Origin of the sequence: Nodosilinea sp. AN01ver1, assembly GCF_050565655.1 — a bacterium.
Taxonomy (GTDB): domain Bacteria; phylum Cyanobacteriota; class Cyanobacteriia; order Phormidesmidales; family Phormidesmidaceae; genus Nodosilinea.
This window is the reverse complement of sequence record NZ_JBNXVS010000001.1, coordinates 396558-421244: the sequence shown is the minus strand read 5'-3', so window position 1 is coordinate 421244 and position 24687 is coordinate 396558. Positions and strand designations below refer to the sequence as shown.

Annotated in this window: 14 protein-coding genes; 7 read left to right on the top strand and 7 right to left on the bottom strand. The window is 60.0% G+C overall.

The genetic code is table 11. The features are described 5' to 3' along the window. The first annotated feature begins 352 nt into the window (after positions 1 to 352). Positions 353 to 3199 (top strand): GAF domain-containing protein, encoded by a 2847-nt coding sequence (locus ACQ4N7_RS02045; protein WP_430709950.1) that lies wholly within the window; start codon positions 353 to 355, stop codon positions 3197 to 3199. Between the two features lie 87 nt (positions 3200 to 3286). Here the strand turns inward: ACQ4N7_RS02045 and ACQ4N7_RS02040 are convergent, their stop codons facing one another. Then, positions 3287 to 4840 carry an NAD(P)H-quinone oxidoreductase subunit N gene (locus ACQ4N7_RS02040; RefSeq protein WP_430709949.1) on the bottom strand — a complete coding sequence of 518 codons (1554 nt, stop codon included), beginning with the start codon at positions 4838 to 4840 and terminating at the stop codon, positions 3287 to 3289. Between the two features lie 459 nt (positions 4841 to 5299). Between ACQ4N7_RS02040 and topA the strand changes: the two genes are divergently transcribed. Beyond that, complete coding sequence (gene topA, locus ACQ4N7_RS02035) at positions 5300 to 8095, top strand: type I DNA topoisomerase (RefSeq protein WP_430709948.1); 2796 nt, start codon at positions 5300 to 5302, stop codon at positions 8093 to 8095. A gap of 99 nt (positions 8096 to 8194) precedes the next feature. Here topA and ACQ4N7_RS02030 read toward each other — a convergent pair whose 3' ends face one another. After that, positions 8195 to 8998, bottom strand: coding sequence for a hypothetical protein (locus ACQ4N7_RS02030; protein WP_430709947.1), 804 nt, complete (start codon positions 8996 to 8998; stop codon positions 8195 to 8197). A gap of 406 nt (positions 8999 to 9404) precedes the next feature. On the opposite strand from ACQ4N7_RS02030, the gene ACQ4N7_RS02025 reads away from it, so the two are divergent. The 4 genes from ACQ4N7_RS02025 to ACQ4N7_RS02010 all read left to right on the top strand — a co-directional run bounded on the left by ACQ4N7_RS02025 (position 9405) and on the right by ACQ4N7_RS02010 (position 17000). Beyond that, the gene (locus tag ACQ4N7_RS02025; protein WP_430709946.1) at positions 9405 to 10208 is read left to right on the top strand and encodes a WecB/TagA/CpsF family glycosyltransferase; all 804 of its coding nucleotides are present in this window, start codon (positions 9405 to 9407) and stop codon (positions 10206 to 10208) included. A 130-nt stretch (positions 10209 to 10338) separates the two neighbouring features. Next, the gene (locus ACQ4N7_RS02020; RefSeq protein ID WP_430709945.1) at positions 10339 to 11805 is read left to right on the top strand and encodes a sugar transferase; all 1467 of its coding nucleotides are present in this window, start codon (positions 10339 to 10341) and stop codon (positions 11803 to 11805) included. Beyond that, positions 11802 to 14414, top strand: a complete 2613-nt coding sequence (locus ACQ4N7_RS02015; protein ID WP_430709944.1) for an O-antigen ligase family protein — start codon at positions 11802 to 11804, stop codon at positions 14412 to 14414. Before ACQ4N7_RS02020 ends, ACQ4N7_RS02015 begins: the two co-directional genes overlap by 4 nt. A gap of 27 nt (positions 14415 to 14441) precedes the next feature. After that, the gene (locus ACQ4N7_RS02010; protein WP_430709943.1) at positions 14442 to 17000 is read left to right on the top strand and encodes an O-antigen ligase family protein; all 2559 of its coding nucleotides are present in this window, start codon (positions 14442 to 14444) and stop codon (positions 16998 to 17000) included. Between the two features lie 131 nt (positions 17001 to 17131). On the opposite strand, the gene ACQ4N7_RS02005 is transcribed toward ACQ4N7_RS02010, so the two are convergent. From ACQ4N7_RS02005 to ACQ4N7_RS01990, 4 genes are all read right to left on the bottom strand, one after another. Next, a complete protein-coding gene (locus ACQ4N7_RS02005) occupies positions 17132 to 17968 on the bottom strand; it encodes an ABC transporter ATP-binding protein (protein WP_430709942.1) in 837 nt (278 codons plus the stop codon). 82 nt (positions 17969 to 18050) lie between these two features. After that, positions 18051 to 20051, bottom strand: a complete 2001-nt coding sequence (locus ACQ4N7_RS02000; RefSeq protein ID WP_430709941.1) for a nitrate ABC transporter ATP-binding protein — start codon at positions 20049 to 20051, stop codon at positions 18051 to 18053. A gap of 241 nt (positions 20052 to 20292) precedes the next feature. Next, complete coding sequence (ntrB, locus tag ACQ4N7_RS01995) at positions 20293 to 21138, bottom strand: nitrate ABC transporter permease (protein WP_430709940.1); 846 nt, start codon at positions 21136 to 21138, stop codon at positions 20293 to 20295. Positions 21139 to 21248: 110 nt separating this feature from the next. Continuing rightward, positions 21249 to 22556, bottom strand: coding sequence for a CmpA/NrtA family ABC transporter substrate-binding protein (locus tag ACQ4N7_RS01990; RefSeq protein ID WP_430709939.1), 1308 nt, complete (start codon positions 22554 to 22556; stop codon positions 21249 to 21251). 791 nt (positions 22557 to 23347) lie between these two features. On the opposite strand from ACQ4N7_RS01990, the gene ACQ4N7_RS01985 reads away from it, so the two are divergent. Beyond that, positions 23348 to 24112: a hypothetical protein gene (locus tag ACQ4N7_RS01985; RefSeq protein WP_430709938.1), complete on the top strand. Its 765-nt coding sequence runs from the start codon at positions 23348 to 23350 to the stop codon at positions 24110 to 24112. A 132-nt stretch (positions 24113 to 24244) separates the two neighbouring features. Here the strand turns inward: ACQ4N7_RS01985 and ACQ4N7_RS01980 are convergent, their stop codons facing one another. Then, a complete protein-coding gene (locus tag ACQ4N7_RS01980) occupies positions 24245 to 24682 on the bottom strand; it encodes a hypothetical protein (protein ID WP_430709937.1) in 438 nt (145 codons plus the stop codon). Positions 24683 to 24687 lie beyond the last annotated feature (5 nt).

Sequence of the window (24687 nt, the reverse complement as noted above, 5' to 3'; positions counted from 1 at the left end):
GTTAGCGGTCTTAGGGGAAGGAGGTACTGCAATGGTCAAAGACCCGTCCCAGCGGCGATGACCAAAGCCCCACCCCCAGGGCGAACGCCTGCCATACCCTATTAAAGCAGCCCGCAAGGCTAGCTTGAGACCGTTTGATAGATCTAGTACAGATCTTGGGTGGAGTCTACAGCAATCAAACCGCGATCGCCTGGTTGGACGTAGTTCTAGCTAAGAACTGCCGCCGAGTGGGTGAAAGCCGGTACGATAAGCGCCCTAGGCATTTCTGGGGGGCTGACATTGGGTTAGCTTACCCAGGCCAGCCGTTTTTTAACGGATTTGTTCTCTGCACCCAAAGCGAGTGTTGACGCCAATGGCGCAATCCCAACCCCACGACTCGTCCTCCGACCGGCACGACCATCAAATCATGGCTCTGTCGCGCATTCTCAAGGCGCTGCGAGGGGCCATGACGGCAGAGGAAGTTGTGACCCTGGCCATCGACCACGTGCACCAGGAGTTTGCCTTTGAGGTGGCCTGGATTGGTCTATACGACCGCATCAACCATCGCCTAGTGACCAAAGGGTGCCATAGCCCCCGCCAGATGCGCTCTATTCGCACCATGATCAACCTCACCCCTGGGGATGTGATGGAGCAGGTGGTGGTGCAGCAGCGGCCCCTGATTGTGGCCGACCTGCAAAACGAAATTCGGGCCGGCGAGTGGGGCACCATCGCCAAGCAGCTGGCCCTACAGAGCGCCATTATTTTCCCGATCAAACGCCAAGAGGTTTGCTTTGGCCTGCTGGTGCTGGCCTCCCCCGCCTGGGGCAAGAGTGCCTCTCTGGGGGAGCGCTCTTACCTGGCGATTGTGATGGGCGAGCTGGCTGAAACCCTGCACCAGTTTGAGTCTGAGCAGCAGCGTCTGCGGACCAAGCGCCTAGAGCAGCCTCTGCTGGCGTTGATTGGCCGCCTGGGCAACCTGCCCGATATCGACAGTCAGCTCAAAGAGATCGTGCGCGAAACCCAGCGGTTTATTACCCCCCAGCGCACTCGCATTTTCTGGTTTGAGCCCAAGGGCAACTATTTTTGGCAGCGCACGTCAGGGCCAGCGGCTCGCTCTGCCAGTGCTGAGGACGAGCGATCGCTGCACATTGCCGTCGATGAGGTGCGCGGCCTCTACCAGGCGTTGGGTAATCAGCAGCTCGTGGTCGTGGGCGAAAGCCGGGGCGCACTCAAGACCATCGTCTCCGATCGCCTGATGCAGCAGCTTCAGGCCCAGTCGCTGATGGTCGCCCCCATCAGCCGCCAGGGCGACCTGATGGGGTTTGTGTCGGTAGAAGGCACCGTACCGCGAATTTGGGAAGAGTCTGAGAAACAGTTTTTGATCGGTGCGGCCCAGCTGCTGAGCGTGGCCCTGCCCGCTGCCGTCGCCAAAGAAACCGGACGCCAAACCGAGCTCGACCAGCACCTCACCACTGGCGTAATTCAGGGTATTCATGGCGACGTTGACTGGCAGCAAACCCTGCAAACCTGCTTTACCGTTCTGCAAGATCGGCTGGGCATTCAGCAGTTTTTTGTGCTGCTGTTCAATCCCGATCGCAACGGCTACGACCTCTGCTTTCAAAGTCAGGCCAGCCGCCCTCGGGGGGTGCCCATGCTGTGGCCCTGCCTTGACGATGTCGATTGGCAAATGCTAGAGCGCAGTTCGTCGGCTATCACCATCGACAATCTTACCCACGAGCTCAAGCTGATGGCCTGGCGACCCCACCTGCTAGATCTGGGGGCCCAGGCGGTGCTGGTGGGCAATGTCGCCCCCGGCAACGCCCCCGAAGGCATGGTGCTGATCTGCGACAGCATCAGCCGCCAGTGGACTACCACCGAGCAGTCGCTGTTTGAGAGCGTGGCTCGCCAGATCGGCGTCATTCTGCATCAGTGGCAGCTACAGCGACAGCTCGATCAGCAGCAGCAGATTTACGAGTCGATTCAGTGGGGCCTGCAGGCGCTCCACCAGGGGCTCAACCCCGACCAGCTGGAGCAGACCACCCTACAGCACGTCATGCAGCTGCTGCACGGGGCGGCAGTACTGCTGGTGAGCTGGCCGCCGGGCGGCGCTACCGCTACCGTGACCCAAATGGTGAGTCAAGACACGGGCGTAAGCATCGATACCCATCACTCAATTCCGGTAGGGTCTGATGCGCTGATTAACTGGGCGCTGCAAACCGACGGTATGCTGCCCCTCTGCGTGGATGAGCTGCCCGCCGATACCAAAGCCTGGCTGAGAACAACTGCGGGCCGGCGGCTCTTAATTACGGCACTCAGAACGGCCCCGTCCCATGCGGTAACGGGCATAGCCGTAGCGGTGTCTCAGCCCCATCGGCAGTGGGCCAACCACCACTTCACCATTTTTAAGCTGCTGACCAGTCAGCTGGCCTGGTCGCGGCGACACCTGACCACGACTACCATGCTCATCCAGCAGCGCCAGGATCTCGAAAACCTGAACTGGTACAAGCACCACCGACTAGAAGACCTCTACCGCACGCTGGGCAAGCTAGCCCAGGATTTGGCCCACTTACAGGGCAAGGATACGGCGATCGCAGGCGAACTACAGCTCCTCTACGACCAAACAGCCGCCGTAATGGAAAATGCTGAGGCGGTCCTGGTGGGCGAGCGCTGGCAGCTCCACCGTCAGCACCAGACCATGCCGCTGATTAGCCTGCTCAACCGCCTGGTAGAGCGCGTCAACCCCATTCTAGAAGCCCGTCAGCTCTGGTCTAAGGTACATAACGAGAGCAACGTGGTGCTCGGCGGCGACATGCTCAAGATTGAACTCATCCTTTACGAGATCATGGCGGCCGCCTGCAACCGATCGCCCATTGGCGGGCGCATTGATCTCTGGTGCCGAGTGCTCAACCTCGACTGGGTCGAGCTTTCGGTGACCGACGACGGGCAGTGCTCGCCCCGGCTGCTGGAAGAACTTAGCCAGAGTCAGCCGCTAGACGTGCTGGCCCCTTCATCCCTAGACGGCCCTCCGGGGCTGCACCTGGTTATTTGCAAACTGCTGATCGACCAGCTCGGGGGCGAGATCAGTTTCTCGACCCTCGACGATGGCCGTACCCACAGCCGAGTGCTGCTGCCCCTGGCCGCCTACCCTGAGCAGCATAAGGTTAAACCCTTGGTAGACTCGGTATTCCCTCCTGAAGCTAGTTACCCTAGCCCTACCTAGGCCCTGCTAGGCGATTGGGAAAACAGGCCAAAAAAGAAATTAGGGCAGGCTCAAGGCCTGCCCTAATTTCCAAATACCGGATTTAGGCTAATTCTGAGCTGTACCTGGCAACGGCCGAACCGCGACCTGGGCAGCGGGGCTTTGCAGCATTGGGGTCTGGGTGACGGCGTTGTTGGCGATCGTAAACAGCGGATTTGAGAGAATCCCCGCTAGCGAGGTGGCCACCACCGCCAGAATCAGGCTAATCTGCATGGGGCGCAGACCGGGCAGATCCCAGCGAATGGCGGGATAGCTCTTGACGGCGTCAGACATTTCCTGGGGCTCTTTGACCACCATCATTTTGATCACGCGGATGTAGTAGTAGATCGAGATCACGCTAGTGACCAGGCCCACTAGCACCAGCCCGTAGGCCCCGGCCTGCCAACCAGCCCAGAAGATGTAGATTTTGCCAAAGAACCCAGCCATCGGCGGAATACCTCCCAGCGACAGCAGACAAATGCTAAGGCCCAGAGTGAGCAGCGGATCTTTTTGATACAGACCGGCATACTCGCTGATCTGGTCGGTGCCCGTGCGCAGCGAGAACAAAATTACGCAGGTAAAGCCGCCCAGGTTCATAAACAGGTAGATAAACAGGTAGAAAAGCATGCTGGCGTAGCCCGCGTCGGTGCCCACCACCAGGCCAATCATCAGGAATCCGGCCTGACCAATGGAGGAGTAGGCCAGCAGCCGCTTCATGCTGGTCTGGGCCAGGGCCACCACGTTGCCCAGCACCATACTGAGAATGGCCAGGGCGGTAAACACAAAGTGCCACTGCTCCGACACCAGCGGAAAAGCGGTGACCAGCAGCCGAATCGCCAGGGCAAAGCCAGCTGTCTTAGAACCCACCGACAAAAAGGCGACGACCGGGGTCGGCGAACCCTCGTACACATCGGGCGTCCACTGGTGGAAGGGCACGGCGGCGATCTTAAAGGCGATGCCAGCAATCACAAACACCAGGGCCACAACCAGACCAATGGGGGCATCGGTGCCATCGCTGACAATGCTGGTAGCGATCGCCGCCAGCCGAGTTTCACCCCCCGACAGCCCGTACAGCAGCGACGACCCGTACAGAAAAATCGCTGAACTAGCGGCACCAATCAGCAGGTACTTGAGCGCGGCCTCATTGGAGCGGGGATCGCGCTTCATATAGCCGGTCAGCAGGTACGACGAAATACTCAAAGTCTCCAGGGAGACGAAAATCATCACCAGCTCGCTGGCCCCCGAGAGAAACATGCCCCCCAGGGTAGCGGTGAGTAAAATCACCAAAAACTCGGCCAGGGACGTACCCGACTGCTCGACGTAGCGAATCGCCATCGGCACTGTGACCACCGCCGACAGGACGATAATGCCGCGAAACACGATGCTCAAGTCGTCGGCATTAAAGGCTCCAAGAAACCCAATTGGGTTGGCCATCGACCACTGCACCACCAGGGCGGCGGTGGCCCCTAGCCCCCCGGCGATCGCCGCATAGGGCGTCCAGGCCGACGATGAGCGCCCCTGGATCAAGTCGCCCACTAAAATCACCAAAATCGTGGCCAACAGAACGGCCTCCGGCCAGATGGTGCCAGCGTTGAGCTGCGCCCCGAGGTTGACGAGATCCATGGATACCTTTTCTCTGCTTGACGGGATTACTACTAACCGTACCAGGTCAATTGCGCCGTGACCAGGGGCAGTCGCGTCGATGCACTGTCCTCGCGACGGCCCGGTCTTGGCCAGATAGTAACGCGATCGCCGCCCCTTGACCAGGTTCGCTGCTGTCGAAGGACGGTTTGCCAATGGGTTAACTAGAACAGCAGGTGAGCTACAACAGTACTGGACGATAGCCAGCGGAATGATCTATTTATTTAGCGTATAGATCGCTGGGGAAATTTCCAATGGTTAAGTTTTCATAGCCAAGGGTATCAGCAGTTCGGCAAGTGTGCAGTACAGTGTTGATCAACTGGCCCTTACCCCTGCGAACTCTATAGACGCCATAGATTAAAACTCTATTGAATTAGTCTCGTAGACTAAAAGAGCCCGATCGCGATTGCTACTGAATATTACCCAAGCGCCAGCAGCCCTATGTCAACCCTTGTTATTGTCGAGTCACCTACCAAGGCCAAGACGATTCGCAACTACCTGCCGTCAGGATATCGGGTTGAGGCGTCCATGGGTCACGTGCGCGATCTGCCGCGATCGGCGAGCGAAATCCCGGCCAGCGTCAAGGGCGAAAAATGGGCTCAGCTGGGGGTCAACCCCGACGCCGATTTTGAACCGCTGTACATTGTCCCCAGCGACAAAAAGAAGGTGGTCAAAACCCTCAAAGATGCCCTGCGCGAGGCCGATGAACTGGTCCTAGCCACTGACGAAGACCGCGAAGGCGAAAGCATCAGCTGGCACCTGCTGCAGGTGCTCAACCCCAAAGTGCCCACCAAGCGCATGGTGTTCCACGAGATCACCCAGGAGGCCATTCAGTCGGCCCTCAGCAACTGCCGCGACATCGACAGCCAGCTGGTTCATGCCCAGGAGACCCGCCGCATTTTAGATCGCCTGGTGGGCTACACGCTGTCACCGCTGCTCTGGAAGAAGATTGCCGGAGGGCTGTCGGCGGGCCGAGTGCAGTCGGTAGCGGTCAAGGTGGTGGTAAAGCGCGAGCAAGAGCGCCGCGCTTTTCGCAAAGGCTCCTACTGGGATCTCAAGGCTACCCTGCTGAAGGATAAGAACGCCTTCGAAGCCAAGCTGTACTCTCTGGGCGGCACCCGCCTGGCCAACGGCAGCGACTTTGACGAGGCCACCGGACGCGTGTCCGAGGGTCGCGAGGTGGTGCTCCTCGACGAAACCCAGGCCCGCGAACTGCAAGCGAGCTTGCAGGCTGGGGTGTGGACCGTCAGCAACCTGGAAGAGCGCCCCAACACCCGCAAGCCGTCGCCCCCCTTCACCACCTCTACCCTGCAGCAGGAGGCCAACCGCAAGCTGCGGCTGTCGGCCCGCGACACCATGCGAGTCGCCCAAAACCTCTACGAGCAGGGCTATATCACCTATATGCGTACCGACTCGGTACACCTGTCAGAGCAGGCGATTTCTGCCGCTCGGGCCTGTGTCACTACCAAGTACGGCACCGACTACCTCAGCCCCAAGCCCCGTCAGTACGCCACCAAATCTAAGGGTGCTCAGGAGGCCCACGAGGCGATTCGTCCCGCTGGCAGCACCTTTAGAACGCCCAAAGAAACCGGACTGACCGGGCGCGAAGCCGCCCTTTACGACCTGATCTGGAAGCGCACCGTGGCCAGCCAGATGGCCGAGGCCCGTCAAACCAATATCACCGCTTCCATTGAGGTGGAGAATGCTATTTTCCGCGCCACCGGCAAGCGCATCGACTTCCCCGGCTTCTTTCGGGCCTACGTAGAAGGCTCTGACGACCCTGACGCCGCGATCGAAGATCAGGAGGTGCTGCTGCCTAACCTGGCCACGGGCGACGCGCTGAGCTGTACGGATCTGGAGGCGATCGGCCACGAAACCCAGCCCCCCGCCCGCTACACCGAAGCCACCCTGGTCAAGACCCTTGAGAGCGAAGGCATTGGTCGTCCCAGCACCTACGCTACCGTGATCAGCACGATCATCGATCGCGGCTATGTCAATCTGGTCAACAACAGCCTGATCCCCACCTTCACGGCCTTTGCCGTCACCAAGCTGCTAGAGCAAAACTTCCCTGACCTGGTAGATGTGCATTTCACCGCCCGCATGGAGCAAACCCTCGACGACATCTCCACGGGCGAAGTTGACTGGCTACCCTACCTGAAAGCCTTTTATTCTGGCGATCAGGGCCTAGAGACCATGGTGCAGGAGCGAGAGACTCAGATCGATCCCACTGCGGCCCGTACCGTTCTGCTCGACGATCTCGAAGCCAAAATTCGCATCGGCCGCTACGGTCCCTACGTTGAAATTGGCACCGGGGAAGAGTCGGTGAAGGCCTCCATTCCGGCGGATGTTCCCCCCGCTGACCTGGATGGCGAGCAGATTGAGCGCATCATCAAGCAAAAAGTCGAAGGCCCCGACAAAGTGGGGCTGCACCCGGATACTGGGGAACCCATCTTCATGCGGATTGGCCCCTACGGCCCCTACGTGCAGCTGGGCGAACCTACCGACGACAACCCCAACCCCAAGCGGGCCTCCCTGCCCAAGGGCACCCAGCCTGAAGCCGTCACCCTAGAAATGGCGGTGGGGCTGCTGCGGCTGCCCCGTACCCTGGGTGCCCACCCAGAATCGGGTAAGTCTATCAAGGCCGGGCAGGGCCGGTTTGGGCCATACATCGTCCATGACCAGGGTAAAGAGGGCCGCGACTACCGATCGCTCAAAGGTGACGACGATGTGCTGACGGTGACGCTAGAGCGTGCCCTAGAACTGCTGGCTCAGCCCAAAGCCGGGCGCGGGCGTAAAAAGGTCGATCCCCTGAAAGAGCTGGGTGCCCACCCTGACGATGAAGAACCCGTAGCGGTGTTTAACGGCCCCTACGGCCTCTATGTCAAACATGGCAAGGTCAATGCTTCGGTGCCGGAGGGCGTAGAGGTCGATGCCGTTACCCTAGAGGAGGCGATCGGCTGGCTTAACGCCAAGGCTTCGACCAAAAAAGGCAAAGGCGGCAGGGGCAAATCGACGGCCTCGCGCACCACAAAAACCGCAGCGACCAGCAAGTCTAGCGGCGCTAAAAAAACCGCCAAAACCGCAGCGGCCAGCAAGTCTACTGGCACCAAGAAGACAACCAAGTCTAGTACGGCTAAATCTACAAAAGCTACAGGCGGGCGATCGACGACTAAGTCGACGGCTAAAAAGTCTACGGCCAAGAAGGCCAGCGACCCCTCTCCTGAAGCCGAAACCTAACAATAACTGCCAGAAGTAGTTGATAAACAAGAGAGGCTAGGCTTTCACAGGCCTAGCCTCTCTCACGATGTACTTGGCCAGAGCTGGTGCATCTCAACGCTAGTACACAACGCCTCGGTAACGGCGAACGGTGGTACCGTCGGCCAGCTTTTTGTCGGCTGGCTTGGGCAAAGCGTTCGATTTAACGGCTGGTGGGGGAGGTGTAAACGACTCTTTTGCGGCTTTACGGGCTTTGCCGCTGCCTAGAGCCCGTAGACCGGAGGTGACCCAGTCAATGTCGTTAAGCGGGTCTGGAGTCACCGCCTCGGCAGCGGGTGGGGAATCGGCTGAGGCGGTGGGGCTGGCGGCTAGCGATAGCCCAGGCAGTACCCCCTCTCTGGGGATAGGATCTGGACGCTTGACCTGACTGGGCGAGGCCGCCTGGGTAGTACTTAGCTGGCGGCGAATGTTGAGCAGCACCGTCAGCAGCGCCTTTTCGTTCAGAAAGGGGTAGTCGAGGTTGGTGAGAATACGCTTGACGTTCTCGGTGGCGCTAGACATCAGGGTGTCGCGATCGAAGCCGCTGAGAAAATCGGTTGCCCCCTGCTGCTTGGCCCAGCGCCGTTCGGTATCGGAAACGTGAAGCTGACGGCAGCGGGTCAGAAAAACCTGCATCTTAGGAAACGCAGCCCGGCACCAGCGGCAAAATTCGTAGGGGTTCAGCTCTGCCGCTTCGGCATCAAGCACAATCACATCGGGTAGAGTGAGTCCGGCACTGGCAATCTGGCTGATGCAGTCGGCTAGGTCACCCTTGGCGGGTTCTAGAATGACGGCTAGCTTCTGGGACTTGAGCAGCGCCTGCCACATCAGCCCCTGTAAACGGTTAGATTGAACAACAAAAGCCAGCTTCTGCGGTGCGTCCACGATGTGTAAAATCCCCTAAACGTGCATCCCAAAAATTGATACCAAGGCTTAGCTGCAATGCCTATCAACTCAAAACTATCGGTCAAATCAAGCCCAAGCTAGGTAATCTAAAACCGCGCACTGCTGCGGCCTCGATTTCAACCACGCTCAGCTGGGGGATACTAGCTAGGTCTTGAGCTCTGAACCATTCTGCTGGAACCCGCAAGTCAACACCCTGGTCATTGCGGTCCCCCAAAGAGCTTAGGTGGCGGAATCAGGAATTAACCAAATGTAAGTGCGATTTGTTTCCCAAAAAAGACAAGCGCGCTACATAAATGGAAAAAATTCATCCAAAATAACGCTCAAACGGCCACAATCAAACGTTGTTTTGCTATGCAGCTGCTTTTTCATCCCCAGGGTCACTACCATGACAGAGCCAATCCTTGAGGCCAGGCGCATTCTGAAAACCCGCGTAGATGCCACCAGCTACGGCGATGCCTGCGACCGCATCCAAACCTGGGCCAAGGCAGGGCGATCGTGCTACGTAGTCGCAGCCAATGTGCATGTGGTGATGACCGCCTACTGGGATGCCCATTACCAGCGTATTCTCGAAGAGGCGGCGCTCGTCACCTCAGACGGCATGCCGCTGGTAATGGGGCTGCGACTGCTGGGTATACCCAATCAGAGCAGGGTTTATGGGCCAGACTTGATGCTGGTCTGGTGCGATCGCGCCGCTCAAACCGGTATTCCTATCTATCTCTATGGCGGCACCGATTCCATGCTGGAGAAGATGGCAGTCTACCTGCGATCGCAGTTCCCTGGTTTGGCGATCGCGGGCACCCACGCGCCGCCCTTTCGACCCCTTACCCTTGAAGAAGCCGCTGCCGACATCGACCGCATTAATCGGTCGGGGGCGAGGGTGGTGTTTGTAGGGCTGGGCTGCCCCAAGCAAGAGCAGTGGATGCACCGTCATCAGGGGCAGGTTCAGGCCGTCATGATTGGTGTGGGAGCAGCATTTAGCTTTTTCAGCGGCGACGTTGCCCAGGCTCCCCGCTGGATGATGCGCCTGGGACTGGAGTGGCTGTACCGTTTTGCCCAGGAACCGCGTCGCCTGTGGCAGCGTTATTTAATCAACAACCCGGCGTTTGTGCTGCTGTTTGGGGCGCAGGTGGCCAAGTATCGGCTGCTGAGGGTGCGGGGTAGAGAACAGGGTTCAGAGTTTAAGGTCTAGAGCTGGTGTACACCCTGGAACCCGTCACCTTGAACCTTAAACCCATTTCCAATGATGGTTTCTCAGCACAATTGCGGAATACTAGGGGCAACGTGATCCCTTGCCGCTGCTCTCTGCTATGGCCCCTGCTATGGATTGTCATCGTGCTGTACCCGCTGTGCTGCATCAGCGGCCCCGCCACCGTCAAGATATTCGCGCCCCGCGGGGGCTGAAGCTGCAGCTGCGCGATGCGGTTGCCGGACCGGGGCGACGGGGTCTGGTACTGCTAGCGACGGATGTTTTAGCCCTGGGCCTGTCGTGGCATATTGCCGGGTCGCTCAATCAGTTCTTTTCGCCAATTCCGCCGCAGCTGGTGTGGTGGACCTGGCTGGGGCTGCCCAGCCCCTTTTGGGTGCTGGTGGCCTGTAGCGTCGGGCTGTTTGCCTACGGCGGCCTCTACGACAACACATCTCAGGGGCAGCGGCACCTGCGGGCGGGCAAGCTGCTGAGTTTGGTCTACCTGGGGTCGCTGGTGGCCATGTATTTTTATGACCCCAAGCTGGATTTGCCGCGATCGCTGTTTTTCTCAGCCTGGTTTAGTGGGGTAGCTCTGGTCGTGGGGCTGCGGCTGGTGGCGACGCTGCTGCTGCGTCCCCTGACCCAGGCCAAGGTACCGTCTTCTGTATTTTTGATTGCCCCGGCTCCTCGGCTCAAGCGCCTGGCCGACGTGCTGTCGCAGCGGGCCAACGTGCCCGTGATTGGCGCAGCGCTGGCCACCACCGCCAACTCCGCCACCACCTACCAAGCGATCTTGGCCTCGGGTGCAACCCTGGTGCTGGCCGAGAGTATTCCCTCCGCTGATCTGGCTTCGGAGCTGTACTGGAAATTGCGGCGGGCGGGCATTGGCATGCAGCTGCTGCCCACCAGCCGCGATATGCTCTATCGTCGGGGCACCCCTGAAACCGTGGCCGGGCTGCCCACGCTGCGCCTTGATGCGCCCCTGATGGGGGGCTGGGACTATCGCCTCAAGCGCTGGATGGACTATTTGGGCGCGGGGCTCGGCGTTTTAGCGCTAGGCCCGCTCCTGATGGGCATCGCTCTGGCTATTCGACTCGACTCGCCGGGGCCGATTTTCTTTCGCCAGGAGCGGGTGGGGCTGCACGGCAAGCGCTTTCAGGTGTGGAAGTTTCGCACTATGGTGGCCGACGCGCCCCGGCTGCAGGCGAAACTGGAGCAGCACAACGAGTCGGCAGACGGCGTGTTGTTTAAAGTCAAACACGATCCCCGCGTGACTCGCGTGGGCCGACTGCTGCGCCGCACCAGCTTAGATGAGCTACCCCAGCTGTTTAATGTGCTCTGCGGCCAGATGAGTTTGGTGGGGCCGCGCCCCCTGCCCGTGCGCGATGTGGCTAAATTTGACGGCTGGCACAACATTCGCCATCAGGTGCTGCCGGGGGTGACCGGCCTGTGGCAAATTTCGGGCCGCTCTGACATTGATACCTTTGACGATGTGGCTCGCCTCGACCTGCACTACATCGACAACTGGTCTTTAAATTTGGATTTGGAAATTCTGACCGCCACCCTGGGCATTGTGCTGTGGGGCAAGGGGGCCTATTGACCGCCGATCCGGCCTCGACTCCGGCAGCCGCAAAATTCCGAGGTGTGGCTGAGCGCGGGGTAAGCTTTTTGCGCCACCGTTTGAGCAACGTGCCGCTCTGGCTGGCCGGAGGGCTGGTGCTGCTGGTGTTCAGCTGGCTGCCGCTGAGCTACTACCGCATGGTGGGCTGGGCCTGGATTGTGCTCTGGCAGATTGGCGCGGTGGCTCTGCTGGTGGCGCTGGGGCGGCAGCTGCGAGGGGCACGTTCTGCGATCGCGGGTTCAAACCAGGCGGTTAATTTAGACTCGAAAACACCGTTCTACGGTTTGGGCTACGGGCTGGACTGGGTGGCGCTGGGGCTGGGAATTGCTGTGCTGGTATCGGCGCTGGTGTCGCCCTTTCCCCGCGTGGCGCTATGGAACATGAGCCTGGTTGTGACCTACGGCGCAGTGCTGTACGTCTATCGCAACGCCGTCGAACGCACCTGGTTGACCCGCCTGCGGCTGTGGTGGGGCCTGGTGGTGGTGGCCGCCGGTACAGCGGTGGTCAGCCTAGGACTGTGGCGGCCCGATGCAGCCATGTGGGCCTCGGAGAACTTTTTGACGGCCCTACGCAACCATCAGCCCCTGGGGCACCACAATTTTGTCGGCGGCTATTTTGTCCTGATGGTGCCTTTAGCGGTAGCGACGGCGATCGCCGCCCAGGGCTGGCTACGCAGGGTTTGGATCGTAGCCACCGGGCTGCTGCTGCTGGCCCTGTACGTCAGCGGTTCACGCGGGGCCGTGGTGGGCCTGGTGGTGTGGCTGGGGGCGACCTGGCTCAGCCGCCTGAACCGGGTTAAGCCAGCCCATCGCTGGCGCTGGGGGCTGGCTGGGCTGGCTGGGGCAATCGCAGTAGGACTGATTTTGGCCAGCAATCCTCGCATTCGCGCCTGGTTTAGCGCTGGCGGCCTAGCTGACAACCCCACCCTCGATCGCTGGTTTATGCTGCGTCTGGGGGGCAACATTCTGCGCGATCGCCCCCTGGTGGGCGTGGGGCCTGGGGTGATGAGCCGGGTGTCTAACCTCTATCGCCCGATCGAGGCTGGGGCCGGTCTTGACCACATTCAGCAGCTGCACAATACCCCGGTGCAGATCGCCGGAGAGCTGGGCCTGCTGGGGTTGGCGGTGGTGCTGGCCGGTATGGTGCTGGTACTGCGTCTGTGGATTCGTCTGTGGCGACAGCCGCTGGAACCGACCGATCGCGCGCTGCTGGGCGGCATTGGCGGCAGCCTGCTGGCCTACGGGGTCTCTAGCCTGAGCGACTATCAGCTCGAAAATATCCCCATCACAGGGGTGCTGTTGGGACTGATGGTGCTACTGCTGGCATTGGGCGATCGCTATTTGCCTCAAGCGGTGCCAGTCGGGGCGGACGGGCGGCAGCGCGGCTATCTGGCGGTGGCCCTGTGGCTGGGGCTGCTGCTGACGATCTGGCTGCCCTTTACCCTCACGGTGGCCTATGGTGCCCTGGCCGATCGCGCCTTTTATAGCCAGCAGCTTAACCTGGCCGACACCCGCTGGTACAAGGCCTATCGCCTCAGCCCGTGGGATCCGACTGCTTCAGCGGTAGCTACAGAGGCGCTGTGGGGCCTCGACCAGGTGCTGGGCGACTCGGAGGCGCAGGAAAATGTGCGATCGCTGATGCTCGACTACGCTCACCAGACCCAGCAGGCAGCCCCCAACGACGGCTGGTTTAACCACAACCTGGCGGTGCTGCACCAGACTACCGACCCCGCTACCGCCCTACCCTACGCCGCCTACGCTGTACAGCTGATGCCTCGCCACGAACATTACGGCTACTGGCTGCTGGGCGATCTGCTGCTGAGGGCAGGAGAGTCTAGGCAAGCGATCGCCGCTTTTACCCTGGAGGCTCTGGTCAACCCCGCTGCCCTCACCTATCCCCAGTGGCAGGAGGAACCCTACCAGTCGATCTATGCCGCCGTGGCTCGGGCCACCCTGGCGGAGTACGACACCCTGCTGGCCGAAGTCTCTCCTTCAAGCCTCGGCTACAACACCCTTTATGAAACCCGCGCCCTGCTGGCCTGGTGGACAGAGCAGCCGGTGGTTGAGGTCGATCCGGCCCTGCTGCGTCCAGTAGTGGCGGGGATTCTGCTGGCTGACGCCGATCCCAAGGCTGCCCTGGAGAGCGTAGAGCAAAACCTTAGCCTGGGGCAACCATCCCCTGAGCTTCGGCTTCTGGCCAACTGGCTCGATCCGCAGGCCCATCCAATCCCGCCCCAACCCCCAGATGCACCACCTGACCTCGATACGTTGCTAATTGAGGAAAGCCTGGCTATTCGTTCCCTGCGCCCCTGGCTCACGTCTATGGTCACCCGTCCGGACGAAGGCTACCGGGGGTCGTTAACCTTTGCCTACCGCAACTACCAGGCCAAGCAAATTACGCTCATGCTGACGCCGCAAAACCTGCAGCGCTATACCCTGGTAGCCAAGCTCGGCCTCTTTCCGGCCTGGCCGAGAGAATTTCCCGCCCTCGATCGCTGTATCGAAGCCCTGCGTACCAAAGCGTTGGGCCTGCCCCATCCCACCTACAACGGCTTTCGCCTCTCAGCGTTAAACTTGTCCGCCCCCTAATTTGTCCACCCACTGACCCCCGCCGCCATGATTGAGGATGCTCTGTCCAAGCCCAAACCCATCGCCCAGGATCCCAGTGATGGTACCCTGCTGGCCCTATTGGCGGCGGCGTTTTATATCGTTTTTACCCTGCTGCCGGGCAGCAGCACCCTGATGGTGTCGTGGCCCTGGGTGTTTTTGTGGCAGGTGGGGCTGACGCTGCCAATTCTGTGGCTGCTCTGGCAGCTGTGGCACCGGCCCGTGGAGCGGCTGGGGAATGGATTGGATTGGGTGGCGGGGCTGGCGATCGCCGCCCTAGTCATCTCCACCCTGGCGGCAGGCTTTCCGGCCCAGGCGCGGTGGTACGGGTGGGCGGCGGTGGGGGCGATCGCTGCAGTCTATGCTCTCGGCGGCTGGCTGCGGTACCCTCAGCGCCTCTATGCGCTGCTGCGGTTTCAGGGGTACATCGCCCTGGCGTTTATTCTGCTCAGCCTGGGTCTATGGCTGACTCAGATCTATCGGCCTGAGCTGGCACGGCTGGCCGAGCTACAGCGCTATGGTGTAGATCAGTCCTTCAGCTTCGCGCTGACAAGCCTGCGCAACTGGCAGCCCATTGGCCACCAAAACTATGTAGCGGGCTACCTGGTGCTGGTTTTGCCCCTGCTGGCGGCGCTGACCTGGGTGGAGCGAGGCTGGCGGCGCTGGCTGTGGCTGGCTGGCCTGGGTCTAGGAATTCTCAACCTCTACACCACCAGCTCGCGCGGGGGCTGGCTGGCGCTGATGCTCACCGGGCTGTTAGCCGTCGGCATTTCTCTGCTCTACAGCCGCTTGCCTCGATCTATAGCCCTGCCGTTGGGCAGTACCGTCCTGGGTTTGCTGGTGTTGGGCCTGGTAGCCAACCCGCGCCTGAGAGCGGTCTTGAGCAGTCTGAGTCAGGGCAATTTTGCGGGCGGTGAGCTGTCTTACCGGGTGGTGACCAACACCGTGGGCTGGCGCATGGGCCTGAGCCAGCCCTTTGCCGGGATGGGGCCGGGCAGCGTGCCCCTGGTCTACCAGCAGTATCGGCCTCACTGGGCCGGGCGCGACGCCGAGCTGCAGTTTCAGCTGCACAGCACCCCGGCTCAGCTCTGGGGCGAGTTTGGCCTGTGGGGCGTGGTGGTGCCCCTGGCGCTGGGGCTGGCGCTGGTGCTGCTGACCGTGCGGTGGATGCGGCGGGGTGCCCAGGAAACCCCAGCCGGACTGCCCCCGGTGCTGGTGTGGGGCCTGCTGGCGGGGCTGTTTGCGTTTGGGCTGATGGGTCTGACTGACTACCAGCTCGACATTCCTGCGATCGCAGGCGCTATCACCCTCTACCTGGCCGTGCTTGCCCGCAGCTTTAATCCCGTTTCCACAGCCGAGGACGGTGCCGCATCGCCGCGCCGTCACCGCTGGCTGGCTGGAGCCGGTCTGGGGCTGACCCTGGCGATGACGCTCTGGCTGGTGCCCGCTCACCGCGCCTGGGGCACCGCCAGCAGCGGCTTTTCGGCCCTTACCGACGAACCTGCTGACTTCGATCGCTTTGCCAACCAAGTGACGCAGGCCCACGAGCTGGCCCCCTGGGAGCCCTACTATCCCTACCAGCTGGGCTACCACCTGGGCGAATTTGCGCTCCAGTCGAGCGACAACCCGACCCTGCGCCAGACCCTGCTCACCGATGCGATCGCCTGGTTCCAGACAGGCAACCAGATTGTGCCCTACCAGGAGTTTGGCCAGTCGAACCTGGGCTGGCTGCAAATTGAGAATGGCCAACCGGCTGAGGCTCAGGCATCGTTTACCAAGGCGATCGCCCTGGTGCCCGCCAAACGGGGCGTGTTCTTTGGGCTGGGGGTGGCCTGTCTGCAAACCGGCAACTTCAACTGCGCCACTGAGGCGCTGACCCTCGAAATTCTGCGCCACCCCGCCCTGCTGACCAGCTCGCTGTGGCAGATTCCGCCCTTCGTCACCCTGTATCCAGCGGTGCTCGATCGGCTGGAGGAGCGCTACAGCGAGCTGATTGCGGAAGCTGACGACCCTGAGTTTGAGCAATTTTTGCGCCAGGCTCGCGGCAGTCTGCGCTGGTGGCGCGGCGACCTGGAGGCCGCCGCCGAGGACTGGCCCGCCGAGGACGAGCTGCGGCAGGGGCTGCTGGCGCTGGCCGCAGGCGAAACTGTCGATGCCTCTTCCTGGCCTGAAACTCCGGCCAAATATGCCGTTTTGGCCTGGCAAACCCCCGACCAGCGCCAGGAACTCCTGCAGCGGGCCTGGGTCACTCAGACTGAGGATCTTGACGACCTGAGCCAGGCGCTGCCGCCGCCCCAGGTCGTTGACCAGCTGACGGCCAGTATGGCGAACGCCAACAACTTTACCGACTGGCTACGCACGGCCCCCAGCTGGCAACCCCGCAGCGAGCGCCTGGGGTTTGGGGTGCTGAGCCGCCACATCGACGGCCCCAACCCGTCAGACTTCTTCCCCCGAGTTGAGAATATTCCCGTTGTGCAGTTCTTTGAGCCGCTGTTTCCGTCGCCAATCTTTGCTCCGGCCCTGGATAACGCCCTGGAACCCTATCGGGCCAGGCTGCGATCGCAGTAGCGCTCCTTACTGCCGTGTCGCTAAATTATTTTAGCGAGTACAGGAATTTTGCATTCGGCAGGAGCCCGTTGTAGGGGCGCACGGTTGTGCGCCCAAGGCAGGGTTTGCAGCCAACCTGAGAGAATGTCTCCCTAGGTGTCGTCGTGGGCGTAGCGGTGGTAGAGGAAGTCGAGGGCTTCGTTGCGCAGTTCGTAGAACTTGGGATCTTCCATCATGCGGGCCCGATCGCGGGGTCGGGCGAAGGGCACCTGCATGACTTCACCGATTTTGGCGGCGGGGCCGTTGGTCATCATCACTACGCGATCGCTCAAGAACAGCGCCTCGTCGATGTCGTGGGTAATCATCAGCACGGTGATCTGATGGTCTTGCCAGATCTTGAGCAGTTCTTCCTGCAGTTCTTCTCGCGTAATGGGGTCGAGGGCACCGAAGGGTTCGTCTAAAATCAGCACCTTGGGGCGCAGGGCCAGGGCGCGGGCAATGCAGACCCGCTGTTTCATGCCGCCAGACAGGGCGCTGGGCTTTTTGTTGGCCACATCGGCCAGGCCCACCATTGCCAGGTGCTCCATGACGATGTGCTTCTTCGCGGCCTCGGGCTTGTTGGGGAAGACCGAGTTGACGCCCAGGTAAATGTTTTCGTAAGCGGTCAACCAGGGCAGCAGCGAGTAGTTTTGAAACACCACCATGCGATCGGGGCCGGGTTCGCTGATGGTTTGGGTTTGCAGGCGCACTTCGCCCTCGGTGGGCTGACGAAACCCGGCCACCATGTCGAGCAGGGTCGATTTGCCGCAGCCGGAGTGGCCAATGACGCAGACAAATTCACCTTCGTTGACCCCCAGACTGATGCCGTCGAGGACGACAAAGTCGCCCGTGGCCGTGGGGTAAACCTTCGAGAGGTTGTCGATCACCAGAAAGGGTTCCTGAGTCTGGAGAGAGTTGGTGGATTGGGTGGGAGTGTTGAGCACTTGCATGGTCTTGGGTGGGTGTGTGGATGTTGGGTAGGGGCTGAGCAGTGCTCAGCCCCTACAGCAGGTTCGTTGCACAGAAAGAGGATTAGTAGACAATCACGGCATCCAGGGGTACTTCTTCGATCCGCAGGTCGCGCTTGATGGCGAACTGATCCAGATATTTCAGCGGATCGTCGGGGTCAAACTCGATGCCGTCAAACAGATGGCTGGGGCGGCGATCGCGGCCAATGTCCAGCATCCCCAGTTCGCGGGCGGCCTGGCCAAAGATATCGGCCCGCTTCACTCGCTCGGCCACTTCTAACCAGTTACGCGGAAAGGGGGTAATGCCCCAGCGGGCCATCTGGGTCATCATCCACACCGCCTCCGACACATCGGGACAGTTGGCCTTGCCCGTAAAGAACTGAATGTAGTTGAGCACCGACTCGGGAGCGTCGCCGTCACCCCGGTTGTAGGGGTCAACAAAGCCCTGGCGAATGTGGGTTTCGTCGGCCCCAACGTACTCGGGCTGGGCCAGCAGCGCGGCAATTTCTTCGCGGTTGCGGCGATCGTCGCAGTACTCGCAGGCCTCTAGCAGCGCTTTGACCAGCGCCACGTGGGTTTTGGGGTACTGGTTGGCCCAGGCTTCGGTGACGCCCAGCACTTTTTCAACGTGGCCCGGCCAGATCTCATTGTCGGTGGCCATCACCACGCCCAGCCCTTCGGCTACGGCGCGCGCGTTCCAGGGTTCGCCCACGCAGTAGCCGTCGATGGAGCCCGACTTCAGGGTCGAAACCATCTGAGCGGGCGGAATCACCGTCACGCTGACGTCGCGATCGGGGTCGATGCCGCCTGCGGCCAGCCAGTAGCGCAGCAGCAGGTTGTGCATTGAGGTGGGGTGCACCGCCGCCAGAGTGTGCACCTGGTCGGGACGGCGATCGATCGCCGCTTTGAAGTCGGCCAGCGATCGCACCCCGGCATCAAACAGGCGCTTGCTAAAGGTAATGGCGTTGCCGTTGCGGCTGAGGGTGAGGGCGCTCACCATCGGTCTGGGTCGCTGGCTACCGTAGCCCATGGTCATGCCCAAAGGCATACCCGCCACCATCATGGCGGCATCCAGGCGGCCGGTGGCCACGCCATCGGCGATCGCGTTCCAACTCGGCTCTCGGTTCAGGGTCACGTGGCTGAGGCCGTGGGCCTCAAACAGGCCCTTTTCTTTGGCCACAACTAGGGGCGCGCAGTCGACCAGGGGAATAAAGCCCAGCTCCAGGTTGACCTTCTCCAGGCCGTTGGCGGCCATCGCCACCACAGGCTTGGCCTTGTGCAGCTTGGCCCGCTTCTGCTGATTGAGGAAGTAGACGATCTCGTTACGCAGGCTGTAGTAGTTGGGGTGCTTGACCACCTCCATGCGCTCGCGGGGCCGGGGAAAGGGCACATCCACAATCTGGCCGATGTGGGCTTCGGGGCCGTTGGTCATCAGCACAATGCGATCGCTCAGCAGCAGCGCCTCATCCACGTCGTGGGTGACCATCACACAGGTGACGTCGTTCTCCTGGCAGATCTGCATCAGCTGCTCCTGCAGCCCGCCGCGCGTCAGGGCATCCAGCGCTCCGAAAGGCTCATCGAGCAGCAGCAGCTTGGGGCGAATGGCCAGGGCGCGGGCGATCGCCACCCGCTGCTTCATGCCGCCGGAGATTTGGCCAGGGCGCTTGTGGGCCGCCTTTTGCAGCCCCACCATCTCAATGTGGTGGTCAATCATGCGATCGCGCACCGCCTGGGGATGCTTTTTCATCACCCGGTTCACGGCCAGGGCAATGTTTTCGCGCACCGTCAGCCAGGGCAGCAGCGAGTAGTTTTGAAACACCACCATGCGATCGGGGCCAGGTTCGGTCACCTGTCGCCCTTCCAGCACAATGCCGCCCGCGCTGGGCTGGTCTAGCCCCGAGAGAATGTTGAGCAGGGTCGATTTACCGCAGCCCGAGTGGCCCACCAGCGAAACAAATTCGCCCTGGTGAATTTGCAGGTCAATATTTTTGAGGGCAATGTATTCGCCCCCGGTCGGTAGCTTGAAGACGCGATCGACGTGGTCAACTTCGACAAAGACAGCCATGGTGCGACAGAGATAGAGTGCAGGCGAACAGAAAGTTTTGAATTGGCAATTTTGGCTTTTGGAATCGTAGGGGCACCCGCGCAGCAATGCACCGCTAGAGGATAGTTACTAACCAAATTTCGACGGCCAGAAGTTGGGGGTAGGGTGGGCACCGCCCACCACAAACCTCGGCAGAATCACAGGTTGATTTTTTGGGAAGCGCGGGGAGATGGTGGGCAGTGCCACCCTACGGGAAACGGTTTTACTGTTTTTGTTCTTCAGGCAGTACCAGGCCACCGACGAACACAATCAGGCGATCGAGCAGCAGACCGACAATGCCCACGTAGACAATGGCAATGATGATGTCGCTAATCCGCGAGCTGTTCCAGGCATCCCAAATAAAGAAGCCGATGCCCACGCCGCCAATCAGCATTTCTGCCGCCACGATTGCCAGCCACGAGAGGCCAATGCCAATTCTGAGGCCGGTAAAAATGTAGGGCACCGTCGCCGGAAACAAGATTTTGAAAAAGTACTCAGACTTAGAGAGCCGCAGCACCCGCGCTACGTTGTTGTAGTCCTGCGGAATTTGCCGCACGCCTTCGGTGGTGTTAATAATAATGGGCCAAATTGCCGTAATAAAAATGACAAAAATAGCGGAGGGATTGGCCTGCTGAAATGCCGCCAGCGAAATCGGCAGCCAGGCCAGGGGTGGCACCGTCCGCAAAATCTGAAATAGCGGATCTAGGGCACTGTACATTAGCGAACTGGTGCCCACCAAAATGCCCAGGGCAATACCCACCACGGCAGCCAGAGTAAAGCCTAAAGCCACCCGTTGCAAACTAGTGAAAACTTGCCAAAATAGCCCTTTGTCGGTGCCGCCGTAGTTAAAGAAGGGATTGATAATCAGTTCCCAGGTGTCAGATACGGTGCGGATTGGGGTGGGCAGGTTGGCGTTTGGCCCCATAGTGAGCAGTTGCCAGATGGCCAGAAAAATGAGAATGGCCACCGCTGGCGGAATCAGCCCCTTGAGCCAGTTCACAGCCTGACCACCGAGGTGCGGCAGGTTAACGCGCGATCGCGCCGGACGAATATCGAGAGGAGCGGTCATCGAGTTGTATCTCCAGACTTGACAGAGGATAGAAGAAGGGGAAAGTCAGCAGAGTTGAGGAAGCTGTTTAGCGCTCCTCTCCGCTGGGGAGAGGAGCCAGAACGGAGCAGTTACACGCGCTTGATGGTCAAGCTATCCAGGTAGGCCTTAGGGTTTTCGGGGTCGAAGGTGACGCCATCGAAGAAGGTTTCAACCCCGCGAGAGGTGCTCTTGGGAATCATCGCCTCTTGGCCCAGGGCGGTTGCCGCCTCGCGCCACAGATCTTCGCGGTTGACCGCATCGACCATGGCCTGAATATCGGTTTCGGGAGGCAGGTAGCCCCAGCGAATGTTTTCGGTTAGGAACCACAGGTCGTGGCTCTTGTAGGGGTACGAGGCATTGTCGTTCCAGTACTTTTGCATCAGGTCAGGCAGTTCCTGAACCTGGTCAAGGCCAAAGTCATACTTGCCCTGGGAGCGATCGATAATGTCTTCAAAGGGCACGTTAAACCAGGCCCGCTCCGCCAAAATCTGGCACATTTCTTCTTTGTTCTCGGGCTGGCTGCACCACATCTGGCCTTCCATCGTGCCCATCAGCAGCGCTTTGGCCGCCTTCGGGTTGGCATCGACCCAGTCGGCCCGCATGCCAAAGGCTTTTTCGGGATGGTCTTTCCACAGCTGGCCGGTGGTCAGCGCGTTGTAGCCCAGGTCCTGGTTCACCATTTGCAGGGGCCAGGGCTCGCCCACGCAGAAAGCATCCATATTGCCCACTTTGACGTTGGCTACCATCTGGGGCGGGGGCACCACAATGGTCGAAACATCCTGGTCGGGGTCAATGCCGCCTGCGGCCATCCAGTAGCGAATCCAGAGGTCGTGAGTACCGCCGGGAAAAGTCATGGCGGCCTTTAGCTCTTTGCCCTCTGCTTTGCGCTTGGCAAAGGCTTCTTTGAGGGGCGTGCTATCGACGCCGACCTTTAGATCGGTGTAGTCGTTGGATAGGCAAATCCCCTGGCCGTTGACGTTGAGGCGGGCCAGAATATACATCGGCACCTTGTTGCCGTCGGTCACAATGCCCTCAGAAATCAGGTAGGGCATGGGGGTGAGAATGTGCGCCCCATCGATGCCGCCGCCGCCAGACCCCAGCACCAGGTTGTCGCGGGTGGTGCCCCAGGAAGCCTGCTTCTCGACCGACACGTCGGTCATGCCGTACTTATCGTAGAACCCCTTGACCTTGGCAATAATCAGCGGAGCCGAGTCAGTCAGGGCGATAAACCCCAGCTTGGCGCTGGGGGTTTCGGGGGCATCGGCAGGGTCAAGCGCTACTGCCGTCGACTCTGAGGCCTGGTTAGATCCACCCTGACTACAGGCGTGGAGCAGCACAGTACCCACGGCGGCGGTGCCAGCGGTGGTCAAAAATCTACGGCGATTGAGTCGAGTCATGTTGCATTCACTCCAGGGTTATGCAAAGTGGTAAATACAAAACGTGATCAGGATATCGGCTGATCGCCGCTGGGCTAATTTCTGTGCTAATTCCACAGAAGACTTGCAGCTCACCTATTTTTTGTTCCGCCGTGGCTTTGTTGTGCTGGAGTCAAGCTTTTGTTTTCCATAAAAACAGAGATTGCCCAGCAAAAATGTGGCAACGTTGGCAGAACAAATGAAAGATAGGTGATTACTTGAGCGAACTTCGGCCTAAGACAGGTCTTAAAGCAGCACCGTTCTCAGGTCAACACTGAGGCAGGCAGGATATTCTTACGAGAGGGGCAAATCGTTTGACGAAGTAAAGTTTGAGTTTTACAGAACTATAGCTCCGCATTTTTTACTTGTTTTTGCTTGCCAAACACCGAATCAAAAACCACATCTCTGTGCTCTTTCACTCCGGTATTTGAGGTTAAGTTATTCAAACTTTGCGATGGGTTTTGTATTTATGGTTACGCTTTGCAATCGGCCATCCTTTTATCGCATGATCAACATGTAAAATTTGCATAAGCTTCCGGATAGTTGGCGATCGCAGCCCCATCAAGTCCCCCAGTCGCGCCCCTGAAAGCCCTGAGCCAGCTCGCCGCTGAGGTCAGCCATGACACCAGCGGCCTGTTGAGCCTGGTGATTGCGCGTCAGCGAGGGCCCCAGCCTCTGAAAGACCTGATCCTGTCCTAAAACTGGCCGACCAGCGCTATAAAAAGCGCTACAAAAGGGGCGATCGCCGCGTTCAGATAACGTGCAAAGAAAGAATGGCGAATTTCTTGAGCCTGGCTAAATGGCGTATTTTGCTGACGGTGCTGCCGCTAACGGGGCTGTACGGGGCGACTAAGCTCGCTCTGCATCGTCTGGGGTGGGAGCCCTGGGCCTTTGACTCCCTGACCGGGTCGCTGTTTGGGGCCGCCACCTTTGTGATTGCCTTTGTGCTCAACGGCACCCTGGGCGACTTTCGCGCCAGCGCCGACATGCCGGTGCAGCTGGCCAACGCCCTAGAAACCATTCAAGACAGCAACCAGCTGGTGGCGCAGGCCCATGCCGACTACGACCCCCAGCCCCTGAGTCAAGACTTAATTGCGATCGCCGAGGCGACCCTCGACTGGCTCCAGGCCGAAAAACCTCAGGCCGAGACGGCGATCGCCCTCGATCGGCTCAATATTTCCCTGGCCGCCATGCTGCTCTACGCGGGTGCTCCCATCGTGAGCCGCGCCCAGGCCGAGCAGGCTAAAATGCGCCTGCTAATCACTCAGATTGGCATTAGCCGCGACACCGATTTTGTGGGGCCAGCCTACGCCCTGCTGGAGGTCTTTGTGATTGGGGCGGTGGGGGCGCTGCTGCTGATTGGGGCCGACAACTTTAGCGAAAACCTGGTAGTGTCGTGCCTGCTGTTTACGTCGTTTGCCTACCTGCTGCTGCTGATTCGCGACCTGGATAACCCCTTTCAATACGATGGCCGCACCAGCGTCGACGCCGATCTGTCAACGCTGGTGGCTTTCTGCGATCGGCTGAGGCAGGCTTAGTCAACTCAAAAGGAACCCAAGTCCCTCACAATTCGAAGTCGTAAATCCAGGTTCATGGTTAAAAACACCGTAGGGGCATAGCATGCTGCGCCCCTACAGATTGCGGGTATTCATTTCAGAGTTGGAATGAGTCTACAAAAACTTGTTGGCCATGCCGATCAGCCCCGCCATCTGGCCCAGGTCGACCTCGCCGGAGAGCACCTTTTGCAGCAGCCCACCGCCCCTGGCGTTCGAACCCTTGACCAAAAACTGGGCAATCAGCGGGGTCACGCTCTTGACCATCGCCGGGTCAGCCCCCACTCGCTGGGCGATCGCGCTAATTTGCTCATTGGCCAGCAGCTGCTCGACTGCGCCGGTCGCCGCTACCGTTTGCAGCACGTCCATCAGTCCACCGGCATTCCCCTGGCCCTTGGCCTGGAGCACGCCTTGAAGGTTACTGGCAATACCGCCAATTTTGTTGTTCTCCACGGGGGCGTTGTTGAGGTTGCCCAAAATTGACCCGATCAGGCCGCCGTCGGCCTCGGTATCCTGGCTGGCGATCGCCTGGTTAACCATGCCCATTAAATCCATCACGT